Here is a 16,232-nt window from a genome sequence, read left to right as displayed (position 1 = left end):
GCTTGACGGGGCCGTCCCCGTTGCACGGGATTTTCCGACAATTGCGCAAAGACGGAAAAGCCCCGCGCAGGGCAATCTGCGCGGGGCCGGAAGAGAGAGAAGGTCGAGTCGCCTCAGCTCATGCCGGTGGGCACGCAGCTCTGGCTTTCGGAATCCCAGCTGGTGCCATCGGCGCAGCTCATCGTGACCTGATGGTCATAGGGGCAGTCGGCAAGGGCAAAGCTCGGCGCGGCGATCAGCGCGGCGGCGGCCAGCAGGGTCTTCAGCTTGGTCATCTTGGCACTCCTGTCAGGATCGGTCTGGTCGTCGTCGTGTGACGGAAAGGTAGCATGACGTTGCGGAAAGACAAAAAAGAACCTGCCCCGCGGTGGGCGCAGGGCAGGGTCCGTGCCTGTTTCGCAGGCAGATCGCGCGGCAGATCAGCTTTCGCCGAAGACCCGCTGGAAGATCGTGTCGACATGCTTGGTGTGGTATTCCATGTCGAATTTCTCGTTGATGCCGTCCTCGCCCAGGGCCGCGACGACCTCCGGATCGGCCAGCAGCAATTCGCGGAAATCGAGGCGCTCTTCCCAGACCTTCAGCGCGTTGCGCTGCACCATCGAATAGGCGTCTTCGCGGCTGACACCGGCTTGCGTCAGGGCCAGAAGCACGCGCTGGCTCATCACCAGGCCGGGGAACTTGTTCATGTTCTCCAGCATGTTCTCGGGGAAGATCAGCATCTTGTCGATCACACCCGCCAGACGGTTCAGTGCGAAATCCAGCGTCACGGTTGCGTCCGGCCCGATGCCGCGCTCGACCGAGCTGTGCGAGATGTCGCGTTCATGCCAGAGCGCCACGTTCTCCATCGCGGGGATCACGGTCATGCGCACCAGCCGGGCCAGCCCGGTCAGGTTCTCGGTCAGGACCGGGTTCTTCTTGTGCGGCATGGCGCTGGAGCCCTTCTGCCCCATCGAGAAGAACTCGGCCCCTTCCAGCACCTCGGTGCGCTGCATGTGGCGGATCTCGATCGCGATGTTCTCGATCGAGGAGGCGATGACGCCCAGCACGGCGAAGAACATCGCGTGGCGGTCGCGCGGGATGACCTGCGTGCTGATCGGCTCGGGGCGCAGGCCCAGCTTCTCGCAGACATGCTCTTCGACGCGCGGGTCGATATTGGCGAAGGTGCCAACGGCGCCCGAGATCGCGCCGGTGGCGACCTCTTCGCGAGCTTGTTGCAGGCGGGCCTTGTTGCGGTCCATCTCGGCGTAGAACCGGGCGAAGGTCAGGCCCATCGTGGTCGGCTCGGCATGGATGCCGTGGCTGCGGCCCACGCGAACCGTCATCTTGTGTTCGAAGGCGCGCTTTTTCAGCGCGGCCAGCACCTTGTCCATATCGGCCAGAAGGATGTCGGCGGCGCGCACGAGTTGCACGTTCAGGCAGGTGTCCAGCACGTCCGAACTGGTCATGCCCTGGTGCACGAAGCGCGCCTCTTCGCTGCCCACATGCTCGGCGAGGTGGGTGAGAAAGGCGATCACGTCATGCTTGGTGACGGCCTCGATCTCGTCGATGCGGGCGACGTCGAACTCCACGTCCTTGGCTTTCCACACGGCCTCGGCGTTCTCGCGGGGGATCACGCCCAACTCGGCCTGCGCGTCGCAGGCATGGGCCTCGATTTCGTACCAGATGCGGAACTTGGTGGCGGGCTCCCAGATGGCGGTCATCTCGGGGCGGGCATAACGGGGGATCATCGGCAGGCCTTGCGTTGCTTGGCAGTTCAGGGGTCTCATAGAGGCGCAAAACGGGAGGGACAAGGTGAGCGTTTCACGAAAACTGACGCAAGGTCCGGTCTGGGCGGTGCTTCTGGCGCTTCTGCCCGGTCCGGCGCTGGCCGAGTGGCGCGTGCTGAGCGATGCCGAGATCGAGGGCGTTCTGACCGGGCGGACCGTGGTCTACGACGATGTCGGCTGGCAGATCTTCACCGAGGCGGGCCGCACCGCGTTCCACGCGGGCGAGGCGCGGATGGGCCAGACCAGCCTGGGCGAGTGGATCGTGCGCGACGGGCAGTCCTGCCAACGCTGGGTGCGTTTGGGCGACTGGGCCTGCTACACGGTCGAATATGACGGCGAGGATGGCGTCCGCTTCATCGACGACCACGGCAATGTCAGCGCCGGGCGGTTCCAGGCGGAATGATCGCGCTGGCCGATCTGGAAGGGCGCTGGCAGCTCAGCCGCGTGATCGAGGATGCGCGCGCCGGACTGACGGGGCACCTGGAGGGCATGGCGGTCTGGCGGCCCGATGGTGACGGGCTGCGGCAGGAGGAAAGCGGCCTTCTGCATTACGGGGCGGCGGCGCCGATGCGCGCCGAGCGGGTCTACCTCTGGCGGGCGGAGGGGGGTGATCTGGCCGTATTCTTCGAGGACGGCCGCCCGTTCCACAGGATCGGGCCGGGCCGGGCGGGCGACCGTCACTGGTGCGATCCCGACACCTATGACGTGACCTATGATTTCACCGATTGGCCGCGCTGGGGCAGCGTCTGGCGTGTCTCGGGGCCGCGCAAGGACCTGATCATTCGCTCGCGTTTCGTTCCCGAAGATGCCCCGGTGACGTAGGGAAACCCCGCGCTTGCCAGATCGCGGGCGGGCTGCGTAGGCTGATCGGGCATTCACGGTTTCGATCCTTTGTCCCGCAAGGAGACGCCAATGCCTGGTTCCCGATTTTTCAAACTCAGCGCGGCGCTGCTCGCCCTGTCGAGCGCCCCGTCCTTCGCGCAAGTCACCGGCTACGAGTGGAGCTACTTCCGCGATATTCAGCCCAACCCGATGAATACCGTCATGGCGCTGCGGCTTGGCGTACCGGAAACCGATGACGTCGTGCTGGAGGCGCGCTGCGAATTGACCTCGGGCCCGCAGGTTTCGTTCAATTTCTCCGCCGATGCCGGGGCCATTCCGCTGGAAACGGATGTCGATTTCACAGTGACGCCCGAGGGGCTGAACCCCTCGGCCGTGCCGGCGACGACCCGCGCGACCGAGTTCATCGGCGGCGTTTTCATCGACCGAACACCCACCGACCCGTTCAACTTTGCACTGGTGGCCGCGCCGGTTCTGACCTGGGCGATCGACGGGCAGGCAAGCTTTACCGTCGATGCCAGCGTGAACCAGCATATCGCCGGGCGGTTCCTGTACGAATGCGCGCATTTCGGCAGCCAGCAGCCCGATCCGAACGGGGACATCCTGTTCCCTCTCGCTGCCGAAGCCAGTCCGGGCGGGGGCGATATGGCGGCTGCCTCGTCCGAGCCGGGGGCGATGTCCTGCGATCAGCTGGGGCAGGCCGTATCCACGGGCAGTGGCGCCCCTGTGACGGTGACCTTCGAGAATGCCAGCGATGGCGGGCGCGGCCTGTCCTGGGTGGCGAGCGATGGCAGCGTGCAGGATCTGGGCTTTCTCGACCCCGGCGCGAGCACCGCGTTTCAGACCTTCGTCGGCCATGTCTGGATGATCACGGACGGGCCGGGCAACTGCCTGGAGATGTTCAGCCCCGTCGCGGGGCAGGAGAGGTTCCGCATCACGCGGCCGGGTCAGTTTTTCGGAAACGAATGAGGCGGCGCGCGGCCGGTCACTCGGCCGCGTTATCAACTTGGGCGTCGGAAGCCCCGGCCATCAGCCGGTCGGCCTTCTTGCGGACCAGAACGCTGCGCAGATCGTGCATGGCCAGAAGCAGGCGGTCCGTGACCTCCTCCAGATCCTCGTCCGAGGCCCGGCTTTGCGCCCAATGGGTCGTGAGGTTCAGGTAGTCGATGGCGCGGTGGATGTCGTCTAGATCACGCTCGGCCAGCACGGCGCGGCGTTCCTCCATCCAGTCGGCGATGACCTCGTGTTCCTCGTCGGTCAGGACATGGTCGCCATGGGGTTTGACGCTGCCATTGCGGATGTTGATGACCGCGATCTCGTCCATCTCGATCCGGCGCTGCCGGTTCTCGGTCGATATGCGGAAGACGGCGGCCCCGTTTTCGCGGACGCGGAAATAATATTCGGGCAGGTCGGACATGAACCCTCGTGCTCTGCTCACGCGTTGCGGTGCGGCAAGTATGCCGTTTGGTCCCGCCCTGTCAAAGCCAAGCGTTCCCCATGGTCAATGGTTCGTTGCGCTATCGTTTTTCCGCGACGATCAGGCGGCCGGGCGGCGCGGCGGGGTAGGTGCCGGTCTCGATGATGGCAAAGCCCGCCCCGGTGATCTCGGCCTCAAGCCCTTCGGCGGTCACGAAGCGCATTTGCGGCACCACGCCGGCCCATTGCAACGCGGTGACGATAGCGCGGTATTTCAGCGATCCGCCAAGGCAGACGGTTTTCGAGATGAAGCGCCCGCCCTCCGGCAGGGCCGAATGGATCTGCGCCAGCGTACCGGGCAGGTCGGGCAGCAGGTGCAGCAGGTTGAAGGCGCAGACCACGTCGACGGGGCCGTGCGACAGGGCCTCGTCGACGCTGGCCTGAAGCGGGGTGACATTCGTCGCGCGGGCCTGGTCTATGCGTTCACCGGCGATGGCGCACATCTCGCCCGCGTAGTCGCTGGCGATGATCTGCCCGACATGGGGCGCGAGCTTGAGCGCCGTGGAGCCCGTGCCACAGCCCAGTTCAAGCATGCGGTCGGTGGGGGCCAGATGCGCGATGACCCGCGCCATGGCGGCCTCGTAGGCCTCGGGGTTGCCCATCTGCCGCTCGGCATAGCGGCGCGCGACGCGGTTCCAGAAATCGGGGGGCGAGGTGCGGGGCATGGCGGCCTTTCGAGCGGTGTGCGTTCGGCATACGCTTTTCCCGCCCGGTGGCAAGGTCGGCCGGGGGAGGCATGCTGTCTCTGTCCGGGGAGGGGCGGCGGGGCCTTGCCCCGGTGCCCGGTCGAGAAAGTGAAGCGGCGCCGCCTCGGGTTTGGCGGAGCGGTTCCTTGATGCCCCGGTCGTCAATCGGGGCGGATGCCGGCGGTGGTGCGGGGGATGCTCGGCCCTTTGAGGGGGCTGTCTGCGCAAAGACCCGCGCGAACCGTCCTCACGATGTGGCCACGGGGGAGTTGCTACACCGAAACGTTTAAGAAACCGTTAAAACGGCGCAGATTTCTCGAAGGCGCGCGCGATTACCCGGCGCTTGCGGTGAACACCTGGATGGTCACCGCCGCGCCGTAGATCGCGAGGATCAGGGCGCCTTCCCATCCCATGCGGCCCGGCCCTTCGCGCTGGCGCAACAGAAGGCCGCTGAGAAGGACGCCGGTCATCAGGATCGCGGTCAGCGTCCAGAATTGATCGCTGAGGCCCGCGGCATGGTAGAGCGACCCGTCGCGATAAGCGATGTCGCCTGCCGTCAGAAACAGCGTGTCGAAGGAATTGCCGCCGATGATGCCGCCCACGGCCAGTTGCAGCGCGCCCCGGCGCACCGCGGCGATGGTGGTGACCAGCTCGGGCAGCGAGGTTGCGACGGCGGTGGCCAGCGCCCCCACCAGCGATTGCGACAGCGACAGGCGGTCGGTCAATTCGCTGGCGGTCTTAGCGATGACCCAGCCCGCCATGCCCATGATCACCATGAGAAGCAGGAAGGTGGAAAACAGGCGCAGGGTGCTGATCCGCGCGGTGTCGGCGTCTTCCTCCTCCGGGGTGTCGGTGCGGGTGTCCGCGGTCGACACGGGCCGCCACATCGGGGCCTCGCGCAGCGCGCGCCCGCCGACCAGGGCCATGACGTAGATGATCGGGATCGCCATCGAGACGGGATGGATCGCGAAGAGGGTCACCTCGGGCTGCGAGGCGGCCAGAAGGGGCAGCGTCAGCAGGATCACCAGGACGACGGCCTGGAAGATATTGGTCAGGTCCGCCGCCGCGTGTTCGAGGTTGGCGCGGCGATAGACGGCATCGGCCACCGCAAGAAAGGCGGTTTGCGCCGCAATCCCGCCGATGCTGTTGGAATAGGCCAGCGACGCATAGCCATCGAGCGCCACGGTGATCGAAACGACCGAGCCGCCGAGGGAGGTGGCCGCGCCCAGAAGGACGGCGCCCGCGATGGCCTCGCCGATGCCGGTGCGGTCGGCCAGCCGGTCCACCAGCCCGGTGATCCGCACCCCGCTGGCCAGCACGACCAGAACGGCGGCCGCGAAAGCGGCGAGGATCATCGGAGTGGACCATTCGGCCAGCATCTTGCGCGACTGTTCCTTTCATCGGGGCCGCGCGCTGCCGGTGCGCCGTCGCCGCTCCTCGCGACAACGTGCCGATCCGTGAAACGTTCCGCAGCCGCCGCGCCCGAGGCGGGCGCGACGGGCGCGGGTCAGGTCAGCGAAGCGCAGAAATCCTGGATGCGGGTGCAGGCCTCTTTCAGGTTCTCGTCCGAGGTGGCGTAGCTGACGCGGAAACAGGGCGACAGGCCGAAGGCCCCGCCGAAGACCACGGCCACGCCTTTTTCCTCAAGAAGTGCGGTGGCGAAGGCCTCGTCGCTGTCGATGGTCACACCGCCGGGCGTGGTCTTGCCCATGCAGCCCTCGATGGACGGATAGACGTAGAAGGCGCCTTCGGGAACGGGGCAGGTCACGCCCTCGGCCGCGTTCAGCATCTCGACCACCAGGTCGCGGCGGCGCTTGAAGGTTTCGTTGTTCGGCGCGAGGAAATCCTGCGGCCCGGTCAGCGCCTCCAAAGCGGCCCACTGGCTGACCGAGGAAGGGTTCGAGGTCGATTGCGACTGGATCTTGCGCATCGCCTTGATGACCTCTTCGGGGCCTGCGGCGTAGCCGATGCGCCAGCCGGTCATGGCATAGGCCTTGGAGACGCCGTTGCAGGTGAGCGTGCGGTCGTAAAGGCCCGGCTCGATCTGTGCCGGTGTGACGAATTCGAACCCGTCATAGACGAGGTGCTCATACATGTCGTCCGACATCACCCAGACATGCGGGTGGCGCATCAGCACATCGGTCAAGCCCTTGAGTTCCTCGGCGGTGTAGCCCGCTCCGGTGGGGTTGGAGGGCGAGTTGAAGATGAACCACTTGGTTTTCGGCGTGATCGCGGCCTCGAGTGCGGCGGGCGTCAGCTTGTAGGCGGTGTCGGCGCCCGCCTCGGCGATCACCGGCTCGCCGCCCGCCAGCAGCACCATGTCGGGGTAGCTGACCCAATACGGCGCGGGGATGATGACCTCGTCACCCGGGTTCAGCGTGGCCATCAGCGCGTTGTAAAGGATCTGCTTGCCGCCGGTGCCGACGCTGACCTGCGCGGGCGTGTAAGTCAGGCCGTTGTCGCGCTGGAACTTGTCGCAGATGGCCTGCTTCAGCTCGGGGATGCCATCGACGGCGGTGTATTTCGTCTTGCCTGCGTCGATCGCGGCCTTGGCGGCGTCCTTGATGTTCTGCGGCGTATCGAAATCCGGCTCGCCCGCGCCGAGGCCGATGACGTCCTTGCCCTGCGCCTTCAACTCGGCGGCGAGATTCGAGACGGCGATGGTGGGCGAGGGCTTCACACGGGCCAGCGTGTCGGAAAGGAAGGGCATCAAGTCGCTCCGGGTTGGGCCTGACCCCGCCGATCGGGGTCGTTTGCAATAGGTCGGGCCCATGCTTAGGGTGCGCCCGCGCGGCAATCAAGCCGCCACCGAGAGGAGGAGCAATGTCCACCACCCCCGAGAACGGCCAAGAGACCGACGGCCCCGGCTGGTATGATGCCGAGGCCACCACCTTCGGCGACCGCGTGACCGGCGCCCGCGAGGCGGCGGGGCTGAGCCAGGCAGAGCTGGCCAAGCGGCTGGGCGTGAAGGTCAAGACGGTCCGAGGCTGGGAAAACGACCAGGCCGAACCGCGCGCCAACAAGCTCCAGATGCTGGCGGGCATGCTGGGTGTCTCGATCATGTGGCTGCTCAGCGGCGAGGGCGACGGGCTGGACGGGCCCGACGAACACCATATCCTTTCGGAGGACATGACGGCGGTGCTGACCGACCTGCGCAAGCTCAAGGTCCAGCAGGCGCGCATCGCCGAGGAAATGGGGCGGCTGGAAAAACGGCTGCGGCTGGTTCTGGCAAAGGATCTGTAAAGGACAAGATGGTCGAGGAAACACGAGAGATCCGGGTCAAGCGCCTGCGCATGCGGGCCTGGCACCGTGGAATCAAGGAAATGGACCTGATCCTGGGCGGTTGGGCGGATCGGCACCTCGACGGGGCCGACGACGCCACGCTCGATGCCTTCGAGGCGGTGCTGGCCGAGGCCGACCAGGACCTTTACGCTTGGGTCTCGGGCCAGTCCGAAGCGCCCGCCGATATCGCGCCGATGCTGTTGCGTGTGTCCAGCGAATTCAACGGCTTGCCAGGAGGGGCGGCCGCGGGGCGAGGCGCTTAACGACTTATTTCCATTTTTGACCGAATCTTCCCCGCAAGTCAGATTTGCGGAGTTGAAGATGAGTATGCATGCGCCCCTTGCGCCCTCTGCCCGGGCCGGATTCCTGGCCGGGTACCTGGAATCGCTGTTATTGGTCGAACGCCTGCACCGGCTGCTGCTCGATGTCATCAAGGATGAGTTCGAACGCCTCGGCATCCTCGACATCAATGCCGTGCAGGCGCTCTTGCTGTTCAACATCGGCGATCACGAGGTGACGGCGGGCGAGTTGAAATCGCGCGGCTACTACCAGGGCTCGAATGTCAGCTACAATCTCAAGAAACTGGTCGAGATGGGCTATATGCACCACCAGCGCTGCGAGATCGACCGCCGCTCGGTCCGGGTGCGCCTGACGGAGAAGGGGCGGCACGTGCGCGCCGCCGTGGCCGATCTGTTCGCCCGGCAGGCCGAGGGGCTGGAACGGCAAGGCGTGCTGGACACCGACGGCGTCGACCGCGTGAACCATTCCCTGAAACGGATCGAGCGGTACTGGTCGGACCAGATCCGCTATATTTACTGAGCGATGCGCGGCACGGTGGCCTTAGTCGGTCTCTGCACCAAGCTCGGGCAGATCGGGCAGGCTGTACCCGGCCTCGGCCAGCGCCGGCGCGATCTGGTTCGCGATCGAGCGGCGGGTGATCGGCCCGCGGAAATGCAGCACCACGGTGCCCTCGGGGTCGATGAAGAAGGTTTCGGGCATCGCCACGACACCCCAGTCACGTCCATTGCGCGCCTCGGGGTCGCGGCCCATCGCGTGATACGGGTTGCCCAGATCGTCGAGGAATTGCTCGGCCTGGGAAAGCTGGTCGCGGTAATTCACGCCGTAAAGCGTCACCCCGGCCTCGGCCAGCTCGGTCAGGTTCGGATGCTCGACACGGCAGGGCGGGCACCAGCTGGCGAAGAAATTCACCATGATGATGTCGTCATTGCCCTCCAGCATCTCGCGCGTCAGGAGCGGCGTGCCGTCCATTTCCTCAAGGGACAGCGGCGGCGCGGCACGACCTTGCTGGGCCGAGGGCAGGGCGGCGGTATCCACCCCCTGCTGGCGCGCATCCTGCGTGCTGAGCAGCTGGTAGCCCGCGATCCCGAAGAACCCCAGCGTCACCGCCAGCGGCACGATCATCAACCAGTTGATCTTCATCAGCCCTTCCCGCGCCGTTCTTCCACGGCATCCAGTTTGCGCGCGACGCGCCGGGCCTTCCAGATCGAACCGACCACCAGCACGATCAACAATGCGAGAGTGCCGGCATAGGACGAAAGGACCGGAACGGCGTAGGTTCCAAGATCGGGCATCATGCGGCCATCCTTTCCTGCGCGATCAGCGCCTTCAGGCGGCGGGCGCGAATCTCGGTCCGGGTGCGGTAAAGAACGAGGGTCAGGAACAGGAAACCGAACCCTGCCAGCGAGATGACCAACGGGTACCAGAACACGTCGGCGATGTTTTCCTCGGCATCCAGCGACAGGGTCGCGCCCTGGTGCAGGCCCTGGTTCCAGAACAGCAGCGCGTAGCGCGAGATGATCGCAAAGACCGAGCCCACGAGGCAGAGCACGCTTGTCAGGTCCGCCGCCGAATCCGGGTTCTCGACCGCCTCCCACAGCGCCATGTAGCCGAGGTAGAACAGGAACAGGATCAGGAACGAGGTCAGGCGCGGGTCCCATTCCCACCACGTCCCCCACATCGGCTGACCCCAGACCGCGCCGGTAAACAGCGCGATCAGGGTAAAGATCATGCCGACCGGCGCTGCGGCCTTGGCCGCCAGCGCGCTGACATGGTGACGCCGGATGACCCAAATGAGCGAGGTCACCAGCATCATCAGCCATGCGTTGATCGCCATGATCGCGGCGGGCACGTGGACATAGATGATCTTCACCGTCGATCCCTGGCGGAAATCGTTCGGCGTGAAGAAGAACCCCCAGACCAGCCCGACCACCAGGCAGATTACGGTGATCGCGGTCACCCACGGCAACAGCCAGGCCGAGGTGGCCATGAACTTGCGCGGATTGGCGTATTCCCAGAGTGAAGACATGGTCGCAGTTTTAGGCATGGATGGTCGGTCTCTCAATGGGGCAGGGCCGCGCGGGTCTAGCGCAGATTGACGCGGAGCGCGGCGGCGGCGGCGAAAGGCAGTACCGCCAGCGTGCCGAGGGTGATGCCGGCCAGAAGCGCCAGCGGTGTGGTGGCGTCCAGCCCCTCGGCCCCGCGGCTGACGGCCAGCGCGCCGAAGATCAGGGTCGGGACGTAGAGCGGCAGCACCAGAAGCGACAGCAGCAGGCCGCCGCGCTTGATTCCGACGGTCAGCGCCGCGCCGAAGGTGCCGATCGCGCTGAGCGCGGGCGTGCCGAGCGCGAGGGACGCGATCAGCCAGGGATAGGCGGGGCCGGGCAGGTTCAGAAGCATCCCCAGTGCGGGCGCCACGGCGACCAGCGGCAGGCCGGTGGTGATCCAGTGGGTCAGGGCCTTCATCGCGGCCAACCCCTCCATCGGGACGGGCGAGGTCGCGACAAGGTCCAGCGTGCCGTCTTCCCAGTCGAGCTGGAAGATCCGGTCGAGCGACAGCAGGCAGGCCAGCAGCGCGCCAAGCCACAGGATGCCGGGCGAAATGGTGCCGAGGATGCCGGTCGCCGGGCCAACGCCGAAAGGCACTAGCGTGGTGAAGATCAGGAAGAAGGCGAGGCTGAGGCCGAAGCCGCCGCCCGCGCGGATGGCCAGCGCGAGGTCGCGCTTGAGCAGGGCGATCATGGCTCCACCCCTTCGGCGAAAGGATCGTCGAGGCCCTGGGCGAACGGGTCGTCCGCCCGCAGGCGCTTGGCGATGAAGGGCGAGACATCGAGGCTGCGCGCCGCGGGCAGGCCAAGGTCGATATGGGTCGCGATCACGGCCGAGCCTCCGCCGTCGAGGTGGCGTTCCACGGCGGCCGCAAACCGCTGCACGTTCTCGGTGTCGAGCGAGACGGTGGGTTCATCGAGGCACCAGATGGGGCGACCGGTGACCAGAAGGCGCGCAAGCGACAGGCGGCGCTTCTGCCCGGCGGACATGTCGCCCGCGCGGCGGTCGAGCAGGCCTTCGAGATCGAAGGCATCGACGGCGCGCGTGATCGTGCCAGACGCGAAAACACCGGCCCAGAATTCGAGATTCTCCTGAACCGTCAGCTGCGCTTTCAGCCCGTCGGCGTGACCCGCGTAGGCGATCGCGTCAGGGGGGCAGTCGACGCGCCCCGCAAGCGGCGGGGTAAGGCCCGCCAGCGTGCGCAGAAGCGTGGTTTTCCCCGCGCCATTGGGGCCGCGCAGGATCAGCGCCTCGCCCGCCGCAACGGTGAAGCTGACATCGGCGAGGACCTGCGTGGAGCCTCGGGCACAGGAAAGGTCGGTGACGGTCAAGTTCATTGCGGCCAAGCGGTATCCGATTGCCGCGCGAAGGGGAAGCGCCGAGGCGCCGCGCCGCAATGCCGCGCTGTCCGGGCCCGCGACTCACCCCCGCCCGACGGGCATCAGGCGGGCATTCGACGAGCGGCCGGGCGCGGTCTGCGGGCATGTTCGGGCGCGAAATCGCGCAGCCAGTATGCGATTGCATACAAAAAATGTCGCAGAACCGCTGTGACCCCTTGATTGCGCCTCGCGTCAATGGCAACAGCAGGCCAATTCTGACGCAGCCACGACCGGATTAAGGGAGGCACCCATGCCCATTACCGTCGGCCACGACTCCGCCAAGACGCGCAAGACGCTCTCTGTCGGCGACAAGTCCTACGCCTATTATTCCATTGCCGCAGCCGAGGCCGCCGGGCTCGGCGACTTTTCCAAGCTGCCCGCCGCGTTGAAGGTGGTGCTGGAGAACATGCTGCGTTTCGAGGACGGCAAGACCGTCTCGACCGACGACATCAAGGCCTTCTCGGACTGGGCCGCAAAGGGCGGCAAGAACCCGCGCGAGATCGCCTATCGTCCTGCGCGCGTGCTGATGCAGGACTTCACCGGCGTGCCCGCCGTGGTCGACCTCGCCGCCATGCGCGACGGCATCAAGGCGCTTGGCGGTGACCCGCAGAAGATCAACCCGCTGAACCCGGTCGACCTGGTCATCGACCACTCGGTGATGATTGACGAGTTCGGCAACCCGCGCGCCTTCCAGCTGAACGTGGACCGCGAATACGAGCGGAACATGGAGCGTTACACCTTCCTCAAATGGGGTCAGAACGCGTTCAACAACTTCCGCGTGGTGCCGCCGGGCACCGGCATCTGCCACCAGGTGAACCTGGAATACCTGTCGCGCACCGTGTGGTCGGACACCGACCAGTCGGGCGAGATGGTGGCCTATCCCGACACGCTGGTGGGCACCGACAGCCACACCACGATGGTCAACGGCGCCGCCGTCCTGGGCTGGGGCGTGGGCGGCATCGAGGCCGAGGCCGCGATGCTGGGCCAGCCGATCTCGATGCTGATCCCCGAGGTCGTGGGCTTCGAGCTGACCGGCGAGATGATGGAAGGCACCACCGGCACCGACCTGGTGCTGAAGGTCGTCGAGATGCTGCGCGCCAAGGGCGTGGTCGGCAAGTTCGTCGAGTTCTACGGCGCCGGCCTTGATCACCTGCCGCTGGCTGACCGGGCCACGATTGCCAACATGGCGCCGGAATACGGCGCGACCTGTGGCTTCTTCCCGATCGACGACGAAACCCTGCGTTACCTCACCAACACCGGCCGCGACGAGGACACGATCGCGCTGGTCGAGGCCTATGCCAAGGAAAACGGCTTCTGGCGCGGCGCCGATTACGCGCCGGTCTATACCGACACGCTGTCGCTGGACATGAGCACCATCGTGCCCGCCATCTCGGGCCCCAAGCGTCCGCAGGACTACATTGCGCTCGACCAGGCGGCGAAGGCCTTTGCCGCCTATGTGAAGGGCGAGCGCGAGGGCAAGGACGCCACCCCGAAGGAAGAGGTCCGCTGGGAAGGCGAGGGCGGTGCGCCCGAACCGACCGAGATCCCGGGCGACGAGGGCCACCACCTGCGGGGCTATGTCCAGACCGAGAACGGCCATTACCAGCTGCATGACGGCTCGATCGCGATCGCGTCGATCACCTCCTGCACCAACACCTCGAACCCCTACGTAATGATCGGTGCGGGCCTCGTGGCACGCAAGGCGCGCGAGAAGGGCCTGACGCGCAAGCCCTGGGTCAAGACCTCGCTCGCGCCCGGCTCGCAGGTCGTGTCGGCCTATCTCGAGGCGGCCGAGTTGCAGGACGACCTGGATGCCATCGGCTTCAACCTCGTCGGCTATGGCTGCACCACCTGTATCGGCAACTCCGGCCCGCTGGAGCCCGAGATCAGCAAGTGCATCAACGACAACGACCTGATCGCGACGTCGGTCCTGTCGGGCAACCGCAACTTCGAGGGCCGCATCAGCCCCGACGTGCGCGCCAACTACCTCGCCAGCCCGCCGCTGGTCGTGGCCTATGCGCTGGTGGGCGACATGAATGTCGACATCACCCGCGAGCCGCTGGGCAATGACCAGGATGGCAACCCCGTCTACCTGAAAGACATCTGGCCGTCGCAGAAGGAGATCGCCGACCTGGTCGAGAAGACCGTGACGCGCGAGGCCTTCCAGACGAAATATGCCGACGTGTTCAAGGGCGACGAGAAATGGCAAGGCGTCTCGGTTCCGCAGCAGGAAACCTACGACTGGCCGGCCACCTCGACCTACGTCCAGAACCCGCCCTACTTCCAGGGCATGGGCGCCGAGCCGGGCACGATCTCGAACATCGAGGGCGCGCGCGTTCTGGCGATGCTGGGCGACATGATCACGACCGACCACATCAGCCCCGCAGGCTCGTTCAAGGACACCACCCCGGCGGGCAAGTACCTGATCGAACGCCAGGTGCCGGTGCGCGAGTTCAACTCCTACGGATCGCGCCGCGGCAACCACGAGATCATGATGCGCGGCACCTTCGCCAACATCCGCATCAAGAACGAGATGCTGGACGGGGTCGAGGGCGGCTACACGCTCGGGCCGGACGGGCAGCAGACCTCGATCTTCGATGCGGCCATGGCCTACCAGGAGCAGGGCACGCCGCTCGTCATCTTCGGGGGCGAGCAGTATGGCGCGGGCTCCAGCCGTGACTGGGCCGCGAAGGGCACCGCGCTTCTGGGCGTGAAGGCCGTGATCGCCGAAAGCTTCGAGCGTATCCACCGCTCGAACCTGGTCGGCATGGGCGTCATCCCGTTCGAGTTCACCGGCGGCGACACCCGCAAGTCTCTGGGCCTGAAGGGCGACGAGACGGTGGCGATCCACGGTCTGGAAGGCGATCTGAAGCCGCTTTCCGAAGTGCCCTGCACCATCACCTACGGGGACGGGTCGACCAAGGAGATCATGCTCAAGTGCCGGATCGATACCGCCATCGAGAAGGAATATGTCGAACATGGCGGCGTGCTGCACTACGTGCTGCGCGACCTCGCGAAAGCGGCCTGAGAGCTGCGCGAGGCACTCACTTCGAAGGGACAGTGAGGATGAAGGCCCCCGGTTTCGGACCGGGGGCCTTTTTCATGCGCGGCGAGATGGGCGGTCGACAAGTCGGTACGGGGGCGCGATGACTGCGGCCATGGAAAACCGCTCGATCACTTTCACCCACGCGCTGTGCCGCGCGCCCGCTGTCTCGGTCACCGATGGCCTGCGCGCTGTCGACCAGGGCGACCCGGACCCGGTGGCCTTTGCGCGCGAACACGCGGCCTACGTGGCGGCGCTGCGCGCGACCGGGGCGAGTGTCACCGTTCTGCCCGCGCTGGAGGACTTCCCCGATAGCGTCTTCATCGAAGACCCGGCGCTGGTGCTGACCGGGGTGGCGATCACCCTGCGCCCCGGCGCGCCCAGCCGGGCAGGGGAGGCGGCGGCGCTGCGCCTCGACCTGGTGCGCCATTGCGCCGGCGTGATCGATCTGCCCGAGGGGGCGGTCGATGGCGGCGACATCCTGTGTTCCGACAGCGAGGTCATGGTTGGCCTCTCGGCCCGCACGGATCGCGCGGGCATCGCGGCGTTGCGCCCGATCGTCGAAGATCTCGGCTATCGTCTGCGGCTGGTCGAGACCCCGCCCGAGATCCTCCATTTCAAAACCGAGTCGAGCCTCCTGGACCCCGAGACCGTCCTCGCCACGCCGCGCCTTGCCGCGACCGGCTGCTTCGCGGGCTACCGCGTGATCGAAACCGCCGAGGGAGAGGAGGCAGCGGCCAACGCCATCCGCTTCAACGCGCCGGTGTTCCTGAGCGCCGGTCACCCGCGCACGGCGGAACGGTTGGCCCAGGCGGGCTACGAGGTCGTGGAACTGGAAACGACGCAGGCCGCCTTGGTCGATGGCGGGTTGTCCTGCATGTCGCTGCGCTACTCCATGCCGGACGGGCAGGGGGGCGCATGATCCGCTGGTTGCTGGACGGGCCGCTCAAGGGCTTTCCCGATATCCCGCCGGTCTGGCTGAGCGTTTTCCTCGCCGCGGCCTGGGTCCTGAACGAATACCTGCCGCTGGTCACCGCCTTCGGGCTTGTCTTTCGCGCGGCCGGCGGGCTGCTGATCGGGGCCGCTTTCGGCGTGATCGCGTGGTCCGCGCTGTGGTTCTGGCGCAAGAAGACGACGATCGAGCCGCATCACGAACCCACCGCGCTGATCGTCGAAGGCCCCTATCGCTTCAGCCGGAACCCGATCTACCTTGGCCTTCTGGCGATCCTGACGGGCTATGTTCTCTGGCTTGGATCGCTCAGCCCGGTGCTGTTGCCCTATCTCTTCTACGAGGTGCTGACGCGTCGCTTCATTGAGCCGGAAGAAGAGGGGTTGCGGCGCATTTTCGGGACCGAGGCCAACCTCTATCTCAACCGCACGCATCGCTGGTTTTGAGCCGGACTGTAACGCGCTC

Annotated in this window: 20 protein-coding genes; 9 read left to right on the top strand and 11 right to left on the bottom strand. The window is 66.3% G+C overall.

Annotated features, from left to right (window positions below; translation table 11 throughout):
- Nucleotides 1-113: 113 nt before the first annotated feature.
- Both KUV65_RS04900 and purB read right to left on the bottom strand, forming a co-directional pair.
- Nucleotides 114-275 (bottom strand): hypothetical protein, encoded by a 162-nt coding sequence (locus KUV65_RS04900; protein WP_222188082.1) that lies wholly within the window; start codon nt 273-275, stop codon nt 114-116.
- A 144-nt stretch (nt 276-419) separates the two neighbouring features.
- On the bottom strand, nt 420-1,727 hold the full coding sequence (purB, locus tag KUV65_RS04895) for an adenylosuccinate lyase (RefSeq protein ID WP_222188080.1): 1,308 nt from the start codon (nt 1,725-1,727) through the stop codon (nt 420-422).
- Between the two features lie 64 nt (nt 1,728-1,791).
- Here purB and KUV65_RS04890 point away from each other — a divergent pair, with 64 nt between their 5' ends.
- The 3 genes from KUV65_RS04890 to KUV65_RS04880 all read left to right on the top strand — a co-directional run bounded on the left by KUV65_RS04890 (nt 1,792) and on the right by KUV65_RS04880 (nt 3,575).
- Entirely contained in the window at nt 1,792-2,169 is a 378-nt protein-coding gene (locus tag KUV65_RS04890; protein WP_222188078.1) for a hypothetical protein, read from the top strand.
- Entirely contained in the window at nt 2,166-2,588 is a 423-nt protein-coding gene (locus tag KUV65_RS04885) for a DUF6314 family protein (RefSeq protein WP_222188067.1), read from the top strand. The genes KUV65_RS04890 and KUV65_RS04885 overlap by 4 nt, the downstream gene beginning before the upstream one ends.
- A 90-nt stretch (nt 2,589-2,678) precedes the next feature.
- Nucleotides 2,679-3,575, top strand: coding sequence for a VHL beta domain-containing protein (locus tag KUV65_RS04880; RefSeq protein ID WP_222188057.1), 897 nt, complete (start codon nt 2,679-2,681; stop codon nt 3,573-3,575).
- 16 nt (nt 3,576-3,591) lie between these two features.
- Here KUV65_RS04880 and KUV65_RS04875 read toward each other — a convergent pair whose 3' ends face one another.
- The 4 genes from KUV65_RS04875 to KUV65_RS04860 form a co-directional block, all read right to left on the bottom strand.
- Nucleotides 3,592-4,023, bottom strand: coding sequence for a hypothetical protein (locus KUV65_RS04875; RefSeq protein ID WP_222188055.1), 432 nt, complete (start codon nt 4,021-4,023; stop codon nt 3,592-3,594).
- 100 nt (nt 4,024-4,123) lie between these two features.
- Nucleotides 4,124-4,747 (bottom strand): class I SAM-dependent methyltransferase, encoded by a 624-nt coding sequence (locus tag KUV65_RS04870; protein WP_222188054.1) that lies wholly within the window; start codon nt 4,745-4,747, stop codon nt 4,124-4,126.
- Nucleotides 4,748-5,100: 353 nt separating this feature from the next.
- The gene (locus KUV65_RS04865) at nt 5,101-6,147 is read right to left on the bottom strand and encodes a sodium:calcium antiporter (RefSeq protein WP_222188052.1); all 1,047 of its coding nucleotides are present in this window, start codon (nt 6,145-6,147) and stop codon (nt 5,101-5,103) included.
- 128 nt (nt 6,148-6,275) lie between these two features.
- Nucleotides 6,276-7,478: a pyridoxal phosphate-dependent aminotransferase gene (locus KUV65_RS04860; protein ID WP_222188050.1), complete on the bottom strand. Its 1,203-nt coding sequence runs from the start codon at nt 7,476-7,478 to the stop codon at nt 6,276-6,278.
- A gap of 113 nt (nt 7,479-7,591) precedes the next feature.
- Here KUV65_RS04860 and KUV65_RS04855 point away from each other — a divergent pair, with 113 nt between their 5' ends.
- From KUV65_RS04855 to KUV65_RS04845, 3 genes are read left to right on the top strand one after another with little or no spacing between them, the layout of a single operon-like run.
- On the top strand, nt 7,592-8,011 hold the full coding sequence (locus KUV65_RS04855) for a helix-turn-helix domain-containing protein (RefSeq protein ID WP_222188048.1): 420 nt from the start codon (nt 7,592-7,594) through the stop codon (nt 8,009-8,011).
- Between the two features lie 8 nt (nt 8,012-8,019).
- Nucleotides 8,020-8,313 carry a succinate dehydrogenase assembly factor 2 gene (locus KUV65_RS04850; protein WP_222188046.1) on the top strand — a complete coding sequence of 98 codons (294 nt, stop codon included), beginning with the start codon at nt 8,020-8,022 and terminating at the stop codon, nt 8,311-8,313.
- Nucleotides 8,314-8,371: 58 nt separating this feature from the next.
- Complete coding sequence (locus KUV65_RS04845) at nt 8,372-8,869, top strand: MarR family winged helix-turn-helix transcriptional regulator (RefSeq protein ID WP_222188044.1); 498 nt, start codon at nt 8,372-8,374, stop codon at nt 8,867-8,869.
- Nucleotides 8,870-8,890: 21 nt separating this feature from the next.
- Here the strand turns inward: KUV65_RS04845 and KUV65_RS04840 are convergent, their stop codons facing one another.
- From KUV65_RS04840 to ccmA, 5 genes are read right to left on the bottom strand one after another with little or no spacing between them, the layout of a single operon-like run.
- Nucleotides 8,891-9,490, bottom strand: coding sequence for a DsbE family thiol:disulfide interchange protein (locus KUV65_RS04840; protein WP_222188042.1), 600 nt, complete (start codon nt 9,488-9,490; stop codon nt 8,891-8,893).
- Nucleotides 9,490-9,645 carry a heme exporter protein CcmD gene (gene ccmD, locus KUV65_RS04835; RefSeq protein WP_222188041.1) on the bottom strand — a complete coding sequence of 52 codons (156 nt, stop codon included), beginning with the start codon at nt 9,643-9,645 and terminating at the stop codon, nt 9,490-9,492. Before ccmD ends, KUV65_RS04840 begins: the two co-directional genes overlap by 1 nt.
- Entirely contained in the window at nt 9,642-10,376 is a 735-nt protein-coding gene (locus KUV65_RS04830) for a heme ABC transporter permease (RefSeq protein ID WP_222188040.1), read from the bottom strand. Before KUV65_RS04830 ends, ccmD begins: the two co-directional genes overlap by 4 nt.
- Before the next feature lie 56 nt (nt 10,377-10,432).
- On the bottom strand, nt 10,433-11,089 hold the full coding sequence (gene ccmB / locus KUV65_RS04825) for a heme exporter protein CcmB (RefSeq protein WP_222188039.1): 657 nt from the start codon (nt 11,087-11,089) through the stop codon (nt 10,433-10,435).
- Nucleotides 11,086-11,733, bottom strand: coding sequence for a heme ABC exporter ATP-binding protein CcmA (gene ccmA, locus KUV65_RS04820; protein ID WP_222188038.1), 648 nt, complete (start codon nt 11,731-11,733; stop codon nt 11,086-11,088). The genes ccmB and ccmA overlap by 4 nt, the downstream gene beginning before the upstream one ends.
- 292 nt (nt 11,734-12,025) lie before the next feature.
- Here ccmA and acnA point away from each other — a divergent pair, with 292 nt between their 5' ends.
- The 3 genes from acnA to KUV65_RS04805 all read left to right on the top strand — a co-directional run bounded on the left by acnA (nt 12,026) and on the right by KUV65_RS04805 (nt 16,213).
- The gene (gene acnA / locus KUV65_RS04815; protein ID WP_222188037.1) at nt 12,026-14,803 is read left to right on the top strand and encodes an aconitate hydratase AcnA; all 2,778 of its coding nucleotides are present in this window, start codon (nt 12,026-12,028) and stop codon (nt 14,801-14,803) included.
- A 118-nt stretch (nt 14,804-14,921) separates the two neighbouring features.
- Nucleotides 14,922-15,740, top strand: coding sequence for a dimethylarginine dimethylaminohydrolase (locus KUV65_RS04810; RefSeq protein ID WP_261331592.1), 819 nt, complete (start codon nt 14,922-14,924; stop codon nt 15,738-15,740).
- Nucleotides 15,737-16,213: a methyltransferase family protein gene (locus KUV65_RS04805; protein WP_222188036.1), complete on the top strand. Its 477-nt coding sequence runs from the start codon at nt 15,737-15,739 to the stop codon at nt 16,211-16,213. The genes KUV65_RS04810 and KUV65_RS04805 overlap by 4 nt, the downstream gene beginning before the upstream one ends.
- Nucleotides 16,214-16,232: the final 19 nt, after the last annotated feature.

It is taken from the genome of Maritalea mobilis (assembly GCF_019800885.1).
GTDB classification, from domain to species: domain Bacteria; phylum Pseudomonadota; class Alphaproteobacteria; order Rhodobacterales; family Rhodobacteraceae; genus Roseibacterium; species Roseibacterium beibuensis.
The sequence above is the reverse complement of the archived record's forward strand: the minus strand, read 5'-3'. Positions and strand labels throughout refer to the sequence as shown.